The sequence below is a fragment of the Bradyrhizobium sp. AUGA SZCCT0182 genome (genome assembly GCF_018130185.1).
In the GTDB taxonomy this organism is placed as follows: domain Bacteria; phylum Pseudomonadota; class Alphaproteobacteria; order Rhizobiales; family Xanthobacteraceae; genus Bradyrhizobium.
The window spans coordinates 19,941-36,874 of sequence record NZ_JAFCLY010000004.1; the positions used below are offsets into that span (position 1 = coordinate 19,941).

16 protein-coding genes are annotated in these 16,934 nt (G+C 59.8%); 7 read left to right on the forward strand and 9 right to left on the reverse strand.

Annotation, left to right across the window (positions count from 1 at the left end):
* Positions 1-31 precede the first annotated feature (31 nt).
* Entirely contained in the window at positions 32-496 is a 465-nt protein-coding gene (locus tag JQ611_RS06170; protein WP_212464820.1) for a hypothetical protein, read from the reverse strand.
* Between the two features lie 67 nt (positions 497-563).
* On the opposite strand from JQ611_RS06170, the gene JQ611_RS06175 reads away from it, so the two are divergent.
* From JQ611_RS06175 to JQ611_RS06190, 4 genes are all read left to right on the forward strand, one after another.
* Positions 564-1,538 (forward strand): hypothetical protein, encoded by a 975-nt coding sequence (locus tag JQ611_RS06175; RefSeq protein ID WP_212464821.1) that lies wholly within the window; start codon positions 564-566, stop codon positions 1,536-1,538.
* Between the two features lie 279 nt (positions 1,539-1,817).
* Positions 1,818-2,264 (forward strand): hypothetical protein, encoded by a 447-nt coding sequence (locus tag JQ611_RS06180; protein WP_212464822.1) that lies wholly within the window; start codon positions 1,818-1,820, stop codon positions 2,262-2,264.
* 10 nt (positions 2,265-2,274) lie between these two features.
* Positions 2,275-4,719: a serine protease gene (locus tag JQ611_RS06185; protein WP_212464823.1), complete on the forward strand. Its 2,445-nt coding sequence runs from the start codon at positions 2,275-2,277 to the stop codon at positions 4,717-4,719.
* A 189-nt stretch (positions 4,720-4,908) separates the two neighbouring features.
* Positions 4,909-5,520 carry a hypothetical protein gene (locus tag JQ611_RS06190; RefSeq protein ID WP_212464824.1) on the forward strand — a complete coding sequence of 204 codons (612 nt, stop codon included), beginning with the start codon at positions 4,909-4,911 and terminating at the stop codon, positions 5,518-5,520.
* A 569-nt stretch (positions 5,521-6,089) separates the two neighbouring features.
* Here JQ611_RS06190 and JQ611_RS06195 read toward each other — a convergent pair.
* The 6 genes from JQ611_RS06195 to JQ611_RS06220 are packed head-to-tail and all read right to left on the reverse strand — an operon-like array spanning position 6,090 to position 12,870.
* Positions 6,090-7,280, reverse strand: a complete 1,191-nt coding sequence (locus tag JQ611_RS06195) for an LPD7 domain-containing protein (protein ID WP_249132969.1) — start codon at positions 7,278-7,280, stop codon at positions 6,090-6,092.
* The gene (locus JQ611_RS06200) at positions 7,252-9,198 is read right to left on the reverse strand and encodes a type IV secretory system conjugative DNA transfer family protein (RefSeq protein WP_212464825.1); all 1,947 of its coding nucleotides are present in this window, start codon (positions 9,196-9,198) and stop codon (positions 7,252-7,254) included. Before JQ611_RS06200 ends, JQ611_RS06195 begins: the two co-directional genes overlap by 29 nt.
* Positions 9,164-10,198, reverse strand: coding sequence for a P-type DNA transfer ATPase VirB11 (virB11, locus tag JQ611_RS06205; RefSeq protein ID WP_212464826.1), 1,035 nt, complete (start codon positions 10,196-10,198; stop codon positions 9,164-9,166). Before virB11 ends, JQ611_RS06200 begins: the two co-directional genes overlap by 35 nt.
* Positions 10,195-11,340: a type IV secretion system protein VirB10 gene (gene virB10 / locus JQ611_RS06210; protein WP_212465021.1), complete on the reverse strand. Its 1,146-nt coding sequence runs from the start codon at positions 11,338-11,340 to the stop codon at positions 10,195-10,197. Before virB10 ends, virB11 begins: the two co-directional genes overlap by 4 nt.
* Before the next feature lie 10 nt (positions 11,341-11,350).
* Positions 11,351-12,202 (reverse strand): P-type conjugative transfer protein VirB9, encoded by an 852-nt coding sequence (gene virB9 / locus JQ611_RS06215; protein ID WP_212465022.1) that lies wholly within the window; start codon positions 12,200-12,202, stop codon positions 11,351-11,353.
* Entirely contained in the window at positions 12,199-12,870 is a 672-nt protein-coding gene (locus JQ611_RS06220; RefSeq protein WP_212464827.1) for a virB8 family protein, read from the reverse strand. Before JQ611_RS06220 ends, virB9 begins: the two co-directional genes overlap by 4 nt.
* Before the next feature lie 984 nt (positions 12,871-13,854).
* On the opposite strand from JQ611_RS06220, the gene JQ611_RS06225 reads away from it, so the two are divergent.
* Entirely contained in the window at positions 13,855-14,589 is a 735-nt protein-coding gene (locus JQ611_RS06225) for a hypothetical protein (RefSeq protein ID WP_249132970.1), read from the forward strand.
* 31 nt (positions 14,590-14,620) lie between these two features.
* Here JQ611_RS06225 and JQ611_RS06230 read toward each other — a convergent pair whose 3' ends face one another.
* Entirely contained in the window at positions 14,621-15,148 is a 528-nt protein-coding gene (locus tag JQ611_RS06230; protein WP_212464828.1) for a helix-turn-helix domain-containing protein, read from the reverse strand.
* Between the two features lie 509 nt (positions 15,149-15,657).
* Here JQ611_RS06230 and JQ611_RS06235 point away from each other — a divergent pair.
* Both JQ611_RS06235 and JQ611_RS06240 read left to right on the forward strand, forming a co-directional pair.
* A complete protein-coding gene (locus JQ611_RS06235) occupies positions 15,658-16,071 on the forward strand; it encodes a helix-turn-helix domain-containing protein (RefSeq protein WP_283816731.1) in 414 nt (137 codons plus the stop codon).
* 157 nt (positions 16,072-16,228) lie between these two features.
* Positions 16,229-16,666, forward strand: coding sequence for a nuclear transport factor 2 family protein (locus JQ611_RS06240; RefSeq protein ID WP_212464830.1), 438 nt, complete (start codon positions 16,229-16,231; stop codon positions 16,664-16,666).
* Between the two features lie 78 nt (positions 16,667-16,744).
* On the opposite strand, the gene JQ611_RS42380 is transcribed toward JQ611_RS06240, so the two are convergent.
* Positions 16,745-16,870 carry a hypothetical protein gene (locus tag JQ611_RS42380; protein ID WP_283816732.1) on the reverse strand — a complete coding sequence of 42 codons (126 nt, stop codon included), beginning with the start codon at positions 16,868-16,870 and terminating at the stop codon, positions 16,745-16,747.
* Positions 16,871-16,934 lie beyond the last annotated feature (64 nt).

Below are 16,934 nucleotides of genomic sequence, written 5' to 3' on the forward strand. Positions count from 1 at the left end.
ATCCGAATAACACCGGCCCGCGGGCCAGAGCCTAATTCGCCTTGGTGGCACGACGGGGCTGTGCCGGACGGGTAGCTTTTTTATTTCCTCCGACCTTCCCCGCAATGCCGGCGAGTACCGTTTGCCAGAAAAACCCGTTCTGATAGGCAAGCAGGAAATCGCCCATGGATTCCGGGTTCTGGTTCGTGAGGGCGTAGACCGAATTGAATATCAGAGGCGAAACGAACAGGGCGGCGATGAACTGAAAGTCGTTGAAGATGGAGCGTAACGCAGGCCCTACGGCCACCATACCCTCTCCCTGTTTCGCTTTTTCGAATACGAAGCTGCTGAATATGCCGGCGATCATGAGGACCGCCAGCAGGACGATGTTCCATGGGTTGCCGGGGACGTCCTTGGTCGCCTGCGCGTATCCGAATCCACCCGGGTAGTAGAACGACGCGACGTAGCCGGACAGAAACATGAATGCCAGCCCTATTGCAGCGATCAGTATGCGCATGGATTCCACCTCCCCCTAGCACCACCCTATCGGAAAGCTTAAGGTTGTAGGTGCAATAATTCAACCGATGGCATTCGGCGTGGGACGATTTTCACTGAGCATTGCCGCGCCCGTAGTGGGCGTCGTGTTGACCCTTGCGCTGGCATGGATCAGTCAGGGCTCGATCGAGAGCGAGATTGCCGCCTGCATTAAACGGAACTGCTTCGACGGCGAGGCTGCCGCGGGCCTGACCGACGTGGTTGCGCCATTGGTCCGCGGCTCCCAGTACGAAGGAAAGGTCAACACCAAGAACCAGCTCATGCATGACGGCTCCTTGAACATCTACCTGACGAAATCCAAACCGCAGGGCCGCCTGGCTTCGATCAAGTGCAATTGCGCCTATATCGGCATGTCGACCATCGTCTGCGACAAGGACTTTTTGAATACGTTTGCCAATATGTTGAGCTTCACTCGAGGATCCATCTACGGAAAGGACGCGGACGACATCTGGGAGCAGCAACGGGAGCTGTTCGCGAAAGTCGACGAACGGGTCGCTCGGGTTATGCGGTCGTGGATCGTCGGCCACGAAATCGCGCATGCCGTCCTGCACGGTCAAAGCAGCTTCGGTCGCCGGAAGCCGTTTACCGAAGAGCAGGAACTCGAGGCGGACCGGTATTTCATTGAGAAAGCAATGAGCGGAGCCGATCCCCGCCAGATTCAGGATTTGTCGTTCGGTCTCACGCAGTTCATGTTCACGATAATCGGGATCTCGATGAACGGTCCCGGCGCCACCCCGGAGGTCGCGAGCAAGGCTGCCATCGCACCAAGTGCCGACGGCGTGCATCCGCCGTGGTTGGTCCGGGCATTCAAGCTGGGGCAAAGGATCAGCGAGGTCACCCGGAAGGGGGACAAACCCGACGACTTCTTCGAAAAACTCGCAAGCAACGTCGTCGTAGAACCGGGCGGGATCGAAGTCGGATCGTTGTGCGCCTCGGAGAATCTTCGGGAATTCCAATCGCGACTTCAGGCGCGAAGGCTCGGATTCGGCGTTGACGGAAAGTAGCGCTTTCGGGCGAGCCAAACGTGTCAACGGCACGAGCTCACTAAATGCTTTTCAGGGATGAAATCCACATCTTTCCGAATGGCAGCCAAGGGGTAATGACTGAAAATCACTCAACTAATGCTTGCGCCTGAAAACGGCACTGGCATAGTCAACCAGGCTGCCCTGGTTGTCTGCCTGCCCCGCGAGTTCTTCCGGCGAACTGGGCGAGAATGCGGTTTCTGGTGGTTACTGATCGAGGCAACCGGAGAATGAAACTCAAGATTGACGGGAGAAACGTGGATGCTGTTGCGACCCAGAGTGAAACGCGAAGACAACATAGCCGGTAAAGGACGCACGCTCGTCGCCAAGGGCGACCAGGATGGCTTGCTGAACGCGATCATCACCTGGATCCCTATCGAGGTGATCGGTGCCTACAAGTTCATCGTGGGAGTGATCCCGGCAGAAGTCACGAGCTGGCGCTTGGGCATCACGATACTGGTCCTGATAATAACGCCATTCTGGATCGCTTTCGCAACCAAGCCCTCGCAGAAAGAAACCGCGTGGCGGCAGGTCATCCTTGCGCCCATCGCGTTCGTCTGCTGGGTGACCGCGATACAGCCAGATGTCGTCACCATTATCTATTCAAGTTGGCAATCCTGGATGGGATCCGTGACCCTCGGTGTCGGAACGCTCCTGCTGCCGGTTTTCGACGGTGCCCTGAAGAAACTTGGCATTCCTCAGAACTGATCTTGGCGGGATGAAATCACTTTCGAACAGCATTGTCGCGATTTCTGGTTTGGACGGCACGGAGCCACAAGGCGCCGGCTTCCTGATCGGCACTCGTTTGGTGCTGACTTGTGCTCATGTCGTCAACGCCGCGCTCGGAAGGTCTCTTGGAGAAGCGAAACGTCCCACTTCGGCGCAGAAGGTCGCAGTCCTGTTTTGCGCCCTACCGGGAGATCAGACTCCCCTGATTGCCGCCGTTGCAGAGGAAAGCGACGCTTGGAAGCCGTTTTCACCCGATGCACGGCCTGATGCCGACTTCTGCTTACTGAAAGTGGAAGGCAATCCACCGCCGTCGGCGACCAAGGTGACGTTGGGACAAAGCCAGAATCTCGTTTCCCGATCATTTCAAGCGGCAGGATTTCCGGAGGACTGGGACTTCGACATCAGCCATGGAGCAATAGTCGGCGAATATCAGGGGCGTTTTTTGCTGCGTCCGGATCCGCAAAAAACTCCCTCGTTACTGACGCGACGCCGAGCGTTAGTCGGAACGGATCCACGACCGGCTGGCGTTATCTACCATGGCTTCAGCGGGGCTCCCGTCGAAGTCGACGGGACCGTCGTCGGCATGATCGTCGAGGCGAGGCAACTGATCCCGGATGCGACTGCTTACATGATGCCCAGCACCGTCTTTCCCAAACGCTTGATCAGGCGCGCACGCACAATTTCACCGGACCAAGCCATTGCAACCCGCCCCGCGGAGCCGGGCTCGCCCAATGCGGTTCTGGTTACCAACTATCTCGAACAACTTGCCGCTGACATCGGGTTGGGCCAGCTGTTCATCAATCGAAAAGTCGTCCGCGAGCCCAAAGCGGGCGAACCGCCGCCCTCGGACGAAACCGTCGAACCACCCGACGAAGCCCTTGGCGATGCAATTGAACGAGCAAATAAGCTTGTCTTGCTCGGCACGCCCGGTCTGGGAAAATCGACGGTGTTGAAACACTTCGAAACGCAGACTGCAGCGCAAGTACTTCAGGACATAACATCCCAAGAGCGGTTTACGATCCCTGTCCTAATCGAATTGAAGAATTACCGCGGTGAAGCCGAGATCGAGTCGCTATTGGCCGAAAGGGTCAATGTTGTACTGCGTCCTACGCAAACGAGCCTATCAATGGACGGCCAACAATCCCTCCGAATTATGAAAGCTTGGTTGGCCGATCCGACCTTCCGTTTCGTAATCCTGCTCGATGCGATGGACGAAGTTCCCGAGGCCCACCATGAGCAGGCTCGCAGCTTGATGATAGCGTTGCTGAACTACCCGCACAGCTTCGTCATTTCGTGCCGTACGACCGACTACGACCAGACGCTGCGGGATCATACCGAGGCATGCGAGCTTGTTCCGCTGCGAAAGGATGAAATACGCGGCTATCTTAAACAGGCCTTGGGTACCAAGGCTAATGAGTTGCTCAAAGAACTTACGAGGAATGCCGAGCTACTCTCCTTGGCGTCCAACGCACTTTTCCTCAGCATGATAGCTGAAATGGCCCGGCGCGATATGAAAACCCCGCGTAACCGAGGGTTGCTGTTCAAAGAATTCGTCAAGGCAATGATTGATCGAAGGCGCCGGAGCGGATGGCGTCTTGCCGTTGCGCCAGATATCGTCTTGTCCGCCACAGCCGCGCTTGGCTTCGAGATGACGGATCGATCCATTACAACCCCGTTGCTGGGCGTGGTCCGAAAGTGGCCTATTCCCGTCGAGACGGAAACGCTTGATGCGATCCTCGGTGAAGCAAAAAGGTTTCGGTTCCTGGTATCCGATGGTTCCGCTGCAGATCCGGTGGAATTCATCCACCCCTTGTGGGGGGAGTATTTCGCCGCGGAGCACCTGAACGCCCAATTAACCGGGGATGATCCAGATTTCGAAACCGTGCTCGGCAAGCGCATAGAGACAAGACACTGGCGCGAAGTAATGATTGCATTGGTTGGCCTCTTACAGCAACCGGTCCAATTCGTTAGATGGTTCGCCGCCCGCTTAACTCGTGAGGCAGAAACTGGACATCTTTTTCGGCGGGGATCCAAAATTCTCTTCTTTGTTTTTAGCCCTCCCAGCCAAGTGGACCTTCTTATGGAATGTTGGGATGGCACCACGGCGAGTACGAGTAATGAATCGCGCGAAGTCATCATTGGATTATTGAGAACCGTTATTCAGAAGACCGGACCGTTCCTAATTCTGCGTCGCCCGTCGCTGTTCCTCGATACGCGGCCTTTCGAAACGACAGAATTTCGGGCGTCGCTTGAAGCCGCAGAACGCCTTTGCGCGGTTGAAGTTCTTCCCGACATCGAGCTATTTCTCGAATACGAAGGCAAGGTTCCGGAATCGCAGAAAGGCCAGTTTCTCAATTTCCTCTTCAAACGATTTCGACGGGACGAATTTGATGAAGCCCGTGAGGTCGCGGCCAGGCTGAGATCAAAGGTCTAACCCGCTGGCGTCGCCAACGGTTGGTGCATTTTTGGTTGGGCGTGGCGAGCTGCAAGGCTCGGCTTTTACTGCTAAGGAAGGCAATCGGGCCCGGCTTCTTCAGGTCTCCTTGCAATTAACAATACGGGCGCAATATTCTCGGTGTGTCAAACGACATGGCCCGGTGCTCCCGAGATACTGGAAGGCGTAATGCCACCGTTTGTGATTGCTCAGAAGCTGGATCAGGGGACCAAGAATCCCATTGTTGCGCGTCTCAGGCTGCAGAACTTCGAGATTCTCCAGAAGTGCCGGATCGCAGAGGAAAACAAAGAGAAGATTCAGAACGTTTTTCTTTCATCCCTCACTCCGAAGCTGCTGCGCTGCTCGGAAATCTTGGAGAAATTGCGCACGGAGACCGACAAGGCCGCCTACAAGCCGCCGGGCCCGGGCGAAGGAGCAGCTCACCTACCGCAGGTGATGCGGCTTGAGCCGGAATGTCATAACTATCTCTACGAGGCCAAAAACGACCTCCGTGATCTTCTCCAAATACTGAACCTCCTGTTCGGTACCGGATTCGATGAGGCCAGCGAATGGACCATGGCAAGGATGCCCAGGCCGTCCGTCATCGAGTGGGCGGCTGCGAAGTTTGGCGAGCAGCATGATTACACCCGCTACCTGCGGCAATTGCCCGGGTGCATCGAGCCCTTCATCCGCATGCGCAATGCGGTCGAGCATCCGAAAGGGCCACAACGGAGAGCTTTTCGTCCGGAATTTTCGCTTCGAACCGGATGGTACGCTCACCGCGCCCGACTGGCGGCGTGACAGGGACGGTACGACGGAATACGGCCCCTTGCCGATCGTCGAGGATATCTGCGCGCCACCGTCAAGCGCATCATTCGAGCGGCCGGGCTTCGTGACGAGCTCAGCTTTACGTCATTTCGCCACGGCGGGTTTACGGAAGGAGCGGACTCCGATCTCTCTGATGCCGAGCTGCGCGCAGCAGGACGCCACCGGTCGGCGCGGCAGTTGCCGACGTACGCGAAGCGTACCCGGAAGCAGCTTGTTTCCGGCGCCCAAAAGCGCCGCGCCGAGCGAACAAAACCAGCCGGTTTGTCGGAATAGCCGCCGATAGTTTGTCGGAATAGGCGCTTGGCTAGACTGCTAAGTTCTTGAAAGGCTTGGTGGGCGCACCAGGGCTCGAACCTGGGACCCGATGATTAAGAGTCAGCTGTTCTGAACAGCGGGTGTTACGTGGCGACCCAACGCCTAAAGCTACTTGCTTGCGATCTCGTACCGGAATCACGCGCGAGCGTGCGGCCAGTATGGCTTGGAAACTTTCGCACCATTTGCTGACGGTTTCGCCGTAATCGTTAGGACCGTCCAGCCGATGCTCACCGGTCTTGTCCTTGAATTCTAACACGCTCACTAAATGTGTCTTGACGGACATCGTCTTTGTCGCTTCCGGATCGGCTGCGAGTTTGCGTCGGTTCCATAACGGTCGCTCGCGCAAAAAAATGACCGTGCTCGAGGTGTTGGGAGATTCGCTCCCGTGCCACTTCGGCGAGGTTTTGTCGTGCACGCTCATTGTCCGGGAATGCGCGTTTTAAAGCTCTCTCAATGATCGCCATTTGCGATTGAGCTGTCACAAGGGCGGGATCACGCGCAGCCGCCTGCCGGTCGGCTGAGCGAAACTTCTCCGCTGTCACCCGCCAGCGGTTACGCGGGACTTGCCGCCGCTCGACATGCGTCTGCCCGTTGGCGGCGTCAATCACCTTGATTTTCTTTGTGACCTGTTCGACCCCGTCCCTCCGCACCTGAATGCGATCGCCGGGCTTCGCGTCGCTGTCGGCGGTCGCCTTTTCAAGACCGACGCCCCACACCTGATGCCGATGACCGCTGTCGAGCTCGATGGCCACGTAGGCAGTTTTCTCGGCATCGTTCCGATTGCGATACGGTGCCTGGCCAACCTCGATCAAGCGTCCCGAGATACCTTTGTCGTAATCAAGTCTTTCGGTGTGCCCATCTTTGTCAGAAACCGAACGAGCCTCTGTTTCCGAACTGCGCGGATGCGTACGTTCCCAGACTTCTTGCCGGTCGGCGAGCGTCTGCCGGTCGAGTTCGGTAGGCTGATAACCTTGTACCTCCATTCCGCGCGCGTTGGCCTCGAGCCATGCCTCTCGCCGGAATTCTGCGGAGCCGCGGACCTGGAAGGCGTTCCACTCCCGATGTTGCGCCACGCTGACCATATCGCGGATCACCTCGGCGGCGGCCAGCCTCGTGACTAGACGATTCTCGGCGACTTTGAACGCGAGATACTCGCCCCGCTCATCGGCATAAAGCCGCGCCTGCCCGTCTGCCCCTTCTTTGCCGGGCTCGTTGGCCACAACGTAATACTTGCGGCGGATGCGATCGGGGAGCCCATTGTCACCCACCGTTGCGGTGGATGCTTTGTCGGCCGATGCTGACTTCGCTGCGGAATCCTCGATTGTGTTATCCGTGTCAGGATCGCGCCCTGTTCGCTCTTGCCGTTTGAGGCTGAAGTCCTGGCTGTTCTCACGCGTGTCGTTCATGTTGCCGTCCATTCTGCTTCCGGCTTGCCCGTCGCGCCGGCGGGATGGCCTGAGCGTCGATGTAATTCAGGGTCCAGGCTTTCATGTCGTCCTCGGACAACCCTTCAAGGTCGACGTCCACGTCTCCGAAATCGAAACTAGCGTTGGCGGGAATTGTGGACGGGTCAGCCACCTCCTCATCCGTCATCGGCCGGGCCCGGAACACCGCCCGCAACTCAGCGACTTCGGAGCGAAGCACCTTGATCTCTGCATCGAGGAGCGCGTTTGAGCGTCCTTTGGGCAATTCCGGGGCCGGCACCGGCAGCAATCGCTTCAGGAACGCCTTGTCTTCGTAGTATACGATCTTGTCGGCGATAACGGGCGGAATACCGGTACCCAGAACGAACGCTTTGGATTTCGGAAGAAGTTTTAGCTCTTGCGGCAGCATCAGGGCGCGACGATGCTCGGAGACCGTCTCGCTGGTCGAGCGCATCGCCAGCCCTTTCGGTCCGCTGCGACTGCGCGCTTTCACGGTGTCGTACCCGATGCGCTCCGAAAGTTCATTAGCGACGTCCTGTTCCTTTGGGGCGAACACCACCTCGACGGCATGGTTGGTCATGAAGTTGCGGGCCGCGTCGATTCCATAGATTGCGCGTAACTGCGCCGGGCTCTGGACCACGGTAAGCAGGCGGATGCCGTACCCGGCGATGAACGCGACGGATTTCGCGAGCACATTGACATTGCCCAGGGCGGGAAACTCATCGAGCAGCAGCAAAATCTTGCGATTGAGTTTTGGGTTCTGTTCCGGCAGTTCGCGGGTGTTGAGATCGACGACTTGCTGGAAAAACAGATTGAGAAGCGGCGCCATGCGGTCGAGATTGTCAGGCGTGACCCCGAGATAGATCGACATCGGCCGTTGCCGCAGTTGCCGCAAATCGAAATCATTGGCCGAAGTTGCGGCATCGATGCGGGGGTTGAGCCACAAACCCAGGCGCGCCGTCACGGTCTTGCGCACCGAGTTCATGGTGTTCTCGGAAGCGGCAAGGAAATCGTTCAGCGCCGTGATGCAATGCCGGGAAAGAGGTGATGGACCTGATTTTCGCGCCGCGATGATTTTATCGAAATGCGCCTTTAGGTCGGGGGCAGCGGACAGCTGGTGCAGGATCTCGCCGATCGTCAGGGGAAGGCCTGGTGTTTCCGCGACATAGCCTCCAACAGCGACAAAGGCCGAGCGGGCGGCCTCGAACCAGAACGGGTCGCCGCGGCTCTCCGCAGGAAACAGCATGACGGCAATGCGTTGCAGATCGTCATAAAGATCCGCAGGATCGCTGCGCACGTAACCGAGCGGATTGTAGCGCGCGGTGCGGCCATTCTCCTCAAGCGGATCGAAGAGATGGACCTCCTGCCCATGGGTACCGCGAAATCCCGCCGAGCGATCCCAGTTCTCTTTTTTGACGTCGAGAACAACCACCGAATCTGGCCAATTGAGCAAATTGGGAATGACATAGCCGACGCCCTTGCCTGCCCGGGTCGGGGCATAGACGAGGACGTGTTCGGAGCCTCCGAAACACAGTAGCTCACCATCCTTGCGGCCGAGCAGGATGCCTTCAGTGGAACGCAAGCCCGCGGCCTTGATCTCCCGCTCTGACGCAAAGCGCGCGCTGCCGTGAAGAGGCAGAGGACGGTGACGGAGCACAGCACCCAGCATTCCGAACACCACAACGACACCGGCGAGCGTCGCCAGCGTCAGCCACCGGTCGAAACGTGGGTCGGCGCCGTAACGCGGCCAGCCCGTGACAATCTCCGACCAGTGCAAGCCTCCGTCGTGAAGCCGCAGCCCGAGCAGCAGAACATTCGAGGCGACCAGCAGAAACAGCGCGCAGGCCGCGAGAGCAAGCGCGATGCCCCGCGCCGCCTCAGCTGATGCGGTCGCGTTTGCGAATGGGGTCATAATAGAGTTCCGTGATGCGATAACGGCCGTCGCGCTTTTGCATCTGGACAACGACATCAACCAAAAGAAACAGCAGCGAGCGGATATCGTCGCGATGAAGGTCGCGTCCCTCCGCGCTTTCCTTTACCAACAAGGTTAGCTGCTCGAAGGCGAGCCGGGCGCTGTCGGCATGAACCGTCGTGATCGACCCTGGATGACCGGAGTTCACATTCCGTAGATAGAAGAAGGCCGTACCGTCGCGCAGCTCCTGCAACAGAATACGGTCGGGCCGCATCCGTAAGCAGGATCCGAGCAGTTCGCGTGGGCCGATCTTGGCAAGACCTTGGCCGTTCTTGGCGTAGAGCAGCCGGACACAGTTCTGATGCGGAATGACGAGTTCTGCGGTATCCTCGATCGCGATCAGCCGCTCATGTGCCGGGATCGCCGCAATCAATGCCTTGGACAGCGTGGTCTTGCCCGAGCCGGTCGCACCCGAGATGATAATGTTGCGCCGGGTCCGCACCGCAAGCTCGAGAAACTGGCGCCAGGCACCGGCGTCTTTCAGGGCAAGTAAACGATGCTCGTCGGCCGTGAGGTCGTCACTGGCGGCGCGGACTTCGTCGAACAGTTTTGCCCGCTCGAAGGCGTCGAGTGTCATTGTCAACATAGACGGCTTGCGGATCGTGAGACTGACAATGCCGGCCGGCACCGCTGGTGGCATCACGATCTGGCAGCGCTCATCACCGATCAAGCTGGTCGAGACCACCGGGTGTTCCGGACCGATGTCTTGCCGCGTATGGCCGGCGGCCGCGGTCGCGAGATGCATAAGATAAGCATGGGTGAGTGCTGGCGCTTCATGCCGGGTCCAGCCGCCAGGCCCTTCCACAAAAAGCTCGCCGGGGCGGTTGACGACGATTTCGGTCAGGGTGTCATCCGCCAGATACGGCGCCAGCGGCTCAAGGTAGCGCGCCAGCACAAGGCGGCCGCCATCGCGTTCAATCGAGGGGACCGCCGCGGTCATTTTGTCACGACAGCCGGGGCCACGTTGACCCCCGGGACGGTGCGGTCCAAAATCTGCGTGCGGGTCTCAATCCGCCGCAGTTGATAGACCGAGGAGAAGTCGACGTCGCGGGCGACAAAGATATTGACCAATTCGCCCTGGTTTTTGTTCAGCGTCGGCGGGATGTTGATGGACTGCTCGACGGCGATGGCGGCGGCGGTGTTGGTGGCGCCCGTCGTGTTGTTGACCTGGATTGAGCCATCTTGCAGTTGTTGACGCCCGATCGAAGAAGCGTCGCTGACGATCGACAGCAGCATTGCAGAGCCGAATCGCTCCCAGAAATGGGTGTCGAGGTCACCATCAAAACCGGCGCGGCCCAGCGCGTCCGTTGCGGGCGAGGCCAAAGCTGCGATCACCCCGGTCGGCGTTTTGGCCCGCGTCCACAACACGAACATGCGCTTTGAGCCGCGCCTCACATTGCCACGATATTCGCCGACCACTTGGGTGCCCTTTTCCATCAGGACGACATTGCCGGAATCCGACATCACGTCTCGTATGACGACGCAGGAGACGAAGCCCGCCACGTCCGACGACATCGCCGTCTCCAGCACACACGGGATCGATGTTCCCTGTGTGACCAGCAGGTTACGATTGGGAAGCCGTGCCGCGCGTACCCCTTCGATTGGCGTAGGCTTGAGCTTGTCGGCAAGGTCATTGCGCGGCTCACCTCGCCCAAAACTGTAGGGATCGGTACCGATGCTTCCGGTCACGCCGTCACGAGGGGGATGTGCAGCCGACACCGGCCGGTTATAGGCCAATACCGGCGCGCGCCGCGCGCTTTCGAGCATCTGGTCTGGAGCGGGCGCGGGTGCCGCTGACGCGGCAGCGACCGGAGCGACCGGGATGGACGCCGTGGTGATCGGTGCCGCCGGCGTCTCCTTGACGGGTTCGAACGCCGCTGCCTGCCGAATCGTGAGCTTGCGGGCGGAATCACTTACCGGCTTGTCGCCTTTCCAGGTCCCCCAGATGATCAGGAACGCAAATGCGGTGAGCGCCAGCGCGCCGAAGCCGCGCTTGAGCATCGTCGTTCGACCGTTATCCCCTGTTCCTACAGGAGTAATGCCACGGTCATCGGGCAGCGTCTCGTTTTGAAGCTCGGTCATCTCGCGCCCCCTATCGTGACTTTTGGGATCGAGCTGACTTCTTCGCCCGCCGCTCGATCGAGGAACTCGTGGTGTTGGTGCCTGGATTGACACCGACCGCGTCAAAGGCCTCGTTAAAGATGCAAAGCACGTTGTCCCCCTTGCGCAATCGGAACTCTTTTGCCGTGGCATGAACGACTACGAGCTCGCCGCGAACGTCCTTGGGCACCAAACTTTCGGAGCCGTCCGAGTTGATCAGGTAAATGGCCGGAATTTCGCGGTTGCCCGCAAAGCGGAACGTGGTTTCCTTGCCGTCGTCGAACACGGCTTCCGGCTCGAGATCGATCGAACCCTGCGCTGAGAACCGCCAGTTGCGCGCGCCATAGGCATGATGCAGGGCAAAAGTTTGCTCGATCAGGGCGCCTTCGCGCTCGGCGCCACGGGCCGCAGCTTCGGTGCGCCGGCGCTCAATCTCATCACCGGGATAGGCGAAGCGGACGACGAAGTAGCTATCCGCAAGCGTCGTCTCCGCGATCGACAACTCGAACTGGTACGAGCGCTTGCGGCCGTCCGGACGGGTGGTGACAATCTGCAGATTGGTCGGGGGATGCTTTTCTCGCGGCTTGAGGAACAGGATCGAACCCGCAGGTGCGACTTCCCATGCGACCGCGTCGCCGATCGCGACATGGGCCACCTCTTCGTCATCGGCAAAGACGACTTGAGTCGAGGCACGAATCACGCCGTTGAGGCGAACCACGTTGGCCGGGTCATAGGTTACCGTGCGCACACGTGCATCGCGCTGCCCGGGAGACGGTTGTTGCAAGGCCATAACGGGGTCGGCAATACCGAGCACCAGTATCATCAAAAGAGCGAGAGGTTTCATGGCACGACCTCCGGATCGGCGCGATATTCCGAAACCAGAAAGCCGAGCGGATTGATCAGACGGTCGGCGGAAGACATCGGTGCGTTGGCGTAAGAGAACGTCAGCGTCGAGACCCAATGAGTCACTCTGGTTTCCTCGCCCTTGCGGCTCTCTTTCATGAAACGCACCGACGCGACATTGTCGGCCAGGAGCGAGATCGCCTTGATGCGCACCGTCGCGATCCCAAAACGGCCTTGAACGACCTGCGGGCTTTCGGGATTGGAGCCGCGGTACCAGGCCGCGAAACGAGCCTGTTCGCCCTGCCCCGAAAGCAAGGAAATTGTGCGAAAATTGGTTTCGGCTTCTGGGTAGCTGTAACCTTCCCGCGCGCGTACGTAGCGCCCAAGAAAAAATTTGGTGACGGCTTCGTCATAGCGTGCCGGCGTCGAATTGAGGGCGGAGACGGTGTCCACAATGCCGGTGGCACTATCGACGCGGATCACGAATGGCTCGACCGTCTTCAGCGGCGCCAGCGCTGCAACTGCACCGACCGAGGCCACCGCCAAAGCGCAAGCGCCCGCGGCAATCACCCACGCTATTCGCCGCGAGCGATGAGCCGATAGCAGCAGATCCTGTTCCCATCGCCGCGCATTATCGAAGTAGGCTTTCAGGTCATCATGCCCGATCATCTCACGCCTCCTTGCCGCAGGCGCGGTTAGAGGTCGCAATGTCGATCCAGCGACCGGATAAGGCGAGATGAACGGAGGGCGCTGGTGGGCTACTTTCACCCTTGCGGATGATTGGTGCAGATGGCGGAACTGGCGGCTCCGGTGTTGGCAACGGCGCCCCGGATTCCCAGTCCCACAACGAGCGATTAAGCGGCCGCCGAGCCAGGCCGTCACATGACGGCGGGCCCTTTGACCAAATCGCGCAGCCGCCAAGCTGCCATGCGATAATGCAAATGATGAATAGTCGACGCCACATCGTTCTGATGCCCCTGCTTAACGCGCTATCGCTTGCTTTGGCTCCCGCACTCGCGTTCACGCAGATCGTTCTGCCCAACAGACTCACCCACAAGCGTACGTGGGTTACAAAACTAGAGGTGGACCCAATGGTGACCTGTCTGTTTCGGCAGGGTGTTCAAGAATTGTCGGTCGGCCACCAATAGTGCATCGAAATCGTGCCGATTTGAGCGGTCGCGACAACCCTTCGGAGCTTGAGGTGGCGCACTCTCGAGATGCATTGAATTGGGTTTTCGGGTTTGACGCCGATACGACGCGGTGGCCTAGTCACGGTGGCGGCGACCGGCGACTATAAAAAGTCGCCCCCGGCCGCAATCGTGCAAACAAATGCCGTTGTGAAAAGCGACCCTTGGGTAATCTGTCAGTTGACGTCCGCGTTGGCGGACGCTCACGATAACCGTGTGTAAACTGGTGCCCAACCGCGCCAATGCGAGTTTGGAAATGAGCCAACCCATCACCGTAATATTCGTCTGCTCACAGAGCGGGCACGAAAAGTCATCGGCGCAACGGACAATCTATGTACTTGAAATTACTGCAATTTTCTTGTAGTCTCAAAGAGTTAGATCGCGGCTTGTACACTCGATTTTGCGACGCGATACGACGTTTTTTGCCACCGTTCGACGCCTCACTGTACACATCGAGGACACGAAATTGGCCGCGTTCGTGAGGCTTCCGTCTGGCTCCTGGCGCGCCGTGGTCCGGCGCAAGCGCCGGTATATAAGCGAGAAGCGCCTGATCAAGTTCGGCCGTGATCGCGCCGCCCAAGGCGTAGGCCCCGTGACGGTGAGCATGGATATCGGCGCCGTCAGGCTGGTGATCTCACATGCCGCGGCGGTCCACGGCCTGCCCGTGAGCATGCAGCAGGTCGATCCGGCGCGCATCGCGCTGAAGCGCCTGGGACTCGTCGGCAAGAGCAACGAGCGCGATCGGCGCCCCATGGAGGAAGAGCTTCAGGGGCTCTTCAAGCACTTCGACAGCCTCAGGCGCCCGTGCATCCCCATGAGCCGCGTCATGCGCTTCGCCATCGCAACGGCGATGTGCCAGGAAGAGATCTTCCGGGTGACCTGGGACGACTACAATCCCCGTACCAAGATGCTGCTGATCCGGGACCGCAAGGACCGACGGGAGAAGAAGGGCAACCACCAGCGCATCCCGCTGCTCGACATCTCCGGTTTCAACGCCGTCGAATTGATCGAAGAGCAGCGTGCGGTGCGCAGCAACGAAGACGACAGGATCTTCCCGCAAACCACAAATCCGCCGGAACCGCGTTCACACGGGCCTGCGGAATTCTCGGGATCGTCGACCTGCACTTCCACGACCTGCGGCAGGAGGGCACCAGCCGCCTGTTCGAAGCCCGCCTGGAGATCCAGCAGGCCGCGCTCGTGACCGGCCACAAGGACTGGAAGATGTTGCGCCGCTAACCGGCTCGCCCTCCGCTTTCGTTGCCGGCCGGCGACCGGCGACCGGCGGTGGCCATGGGCAAATGCCGCGGATGTCGAGCCCCGGGACCGGGCAAGGGACGGACCTCGCGCGGATCGAGCACCTCCTCGCATTCCGAACAGACCATCACGGGATCGAACTGATGGTTGCAGGCGGTGTGGTGATGCAGTAGCGGGCGACCCTTCTTGCCGGACATATGAATGTCGCCCCAGTGGACGATGGCCATGATCACCGGGTATAGGTCGAGCCCCTTGGGAGTCAGCCGGTATTCATAGCGCATCGGATTGGTCTGGTAGGCCACCCTCGTCAGGACGAAGGCGTCGACCAGCTTCCCCAGCCGGTCCGCGAGGATCGCCCTGCCGATCCCGAGCCGCTCTTGGAAATCGTCGAACCGCCGGACCCGCAGGAAACAGTCGCGCAGGATCAGCAGCGTCCAGCGGTCTCCGATCACCGACAAGGTGCGCGCCGACGAACAGGCCTCGTCCCCAAGCTCGCTCCACTGCACCGTCGACCTCCGTCAAACTGTCCCCGGGCGCGACAAAGGGCCGGGTCGAATGCCAAAAACGAAGCTATGTGGCAGCTCGACCAAACTGCTCCAGTCTCAGACCCATTCGCGGGTTTTCCGACCAATCGTCACGGCCCTTTCCGGGCCAGCATGCGCGGAACGCCGCTCGACGAAGAGGGCCGGGGTGGCCAAGAGGGGGGCCGAGCCGGCCACGGTGACGGCGCCGGTTGGCCAGAGGTCTCGCTTGCCCGCCTGGTGCGGTCACGCGGCCTGGGTTCTGGAAGGCACGAGCGCCTTGACCGGCCCCCTCGCCGCTCGTGCCGCTGCAGTGGTCTAGATGCGGGTCGTTCGGTGGTCGGATGGTCGCCGTAGCTTTTCCACGAGCAGACATCGGCGCTAGGTTGTTGCACGCCTTCAGCGGCGACGCTGAGCTACGCCGCGCGACCAAGCGCAAACAACAAAGGAGACCTCCTATGCAGCGGAAGAGTTGGGCCTCCGCCGAGTGTCCGATGGCCCGCTCAGTGGACGTTGTGGGCGACTGGGGTAGCTTGATGATCCTGCGCGAGGCCTTTGTGGGCACGACGCGGTTCGACGACTTCCAAAAGCAACTTGAGATGTCCCGCAATCTTCTGACGGCGCGACTGAAGAAACTCGTCGCGAGCGGAATCCTCGAACGCAAACCGATCGCCGAGGAAGCGCGGCGGCATGAATACGTCCTGACGGAGATGGGCGAAGATCTCTTCACGACCATCATCGCGCTGCGCCAGTGGGGCGATCGATGGTTGTTCCGGCCATCACCGCCGCCGATCCGCATGCTCGACGCTGTCGACGGCAGCGAACTGGAGCAGCTCAAAGTGCGCTCCGCCCGCGGACGGCAGCTTGTCCTCGCGGACTTACGCCTTCGTCGCCGGGGACAACCTTAATGGACGCGTCGCCAAGCTTGACAGCGCCGCGTCGCGAGTCTAAAAGTTCAATATTGAGACCAATCTTCTCCAGATCGGCGAGGATCGCGAAGGCTTATGCATCGCGCCCGCCGAGGGCGGACATCTGAAGCTGGTCCAACGATTTTGGAACGATGGCGTGACCCAACTCCTCAATCTGCAACCCGCCGCCGCCGCTACGCTCCAGAAGTGGCACGAGATGATGGCAAAGCTGGACCTCAGTGACCTGCCCCTGATCGTGCATCCGGAGGTGACCTTCCGCTCGCCCTTGGCGTTCAATCCCTACGCCAGCGTCGAGGCCATGGTCATGGCGCTCCAGACGGTCGTCACCGTGTTTTCGGACTTCAGCTATCACCGTGAGGCGGCGACCGACGATGGCCTGAGCGTTGTCCTGGAGTTCAGCGCCAAGATTGCGGGCAAGGGCGTCAAGGGTGCCGATCTCATCCGGTTCGATACGGAGGGTCGGATCGTCGACTTCGAGGTAATGGTCCGTCCGCTCAACGGTCTGATAGCCCTCTCCGAGGAGATGGGTAAGCGGATGGGCGACCGGATGCCGTCGTATAAGGCGAAGGCCTGATCCTCGGAGCGTCTGCAGCAGAATGCTCGCGGACAGGCCGGAGCAGAAAGGCCGCACGACCAGTGTTCAGTCCCGAGGTCAAGTGGACGGGGTCGAGCCTGAAGCGATCGCGTTCGTCAGCCCCGGCTTATCGATCACCACTTTCAGGATGTGACCGTGGCGCTCATAGCGAACACGCCCCACCTGCACGGCAGCTTCACTCATCGAAACATCTCCCGTTCGGCGCGGAGCTGAGGGTGGCGGAACATCCCGCGCACTGCCCCCGCCC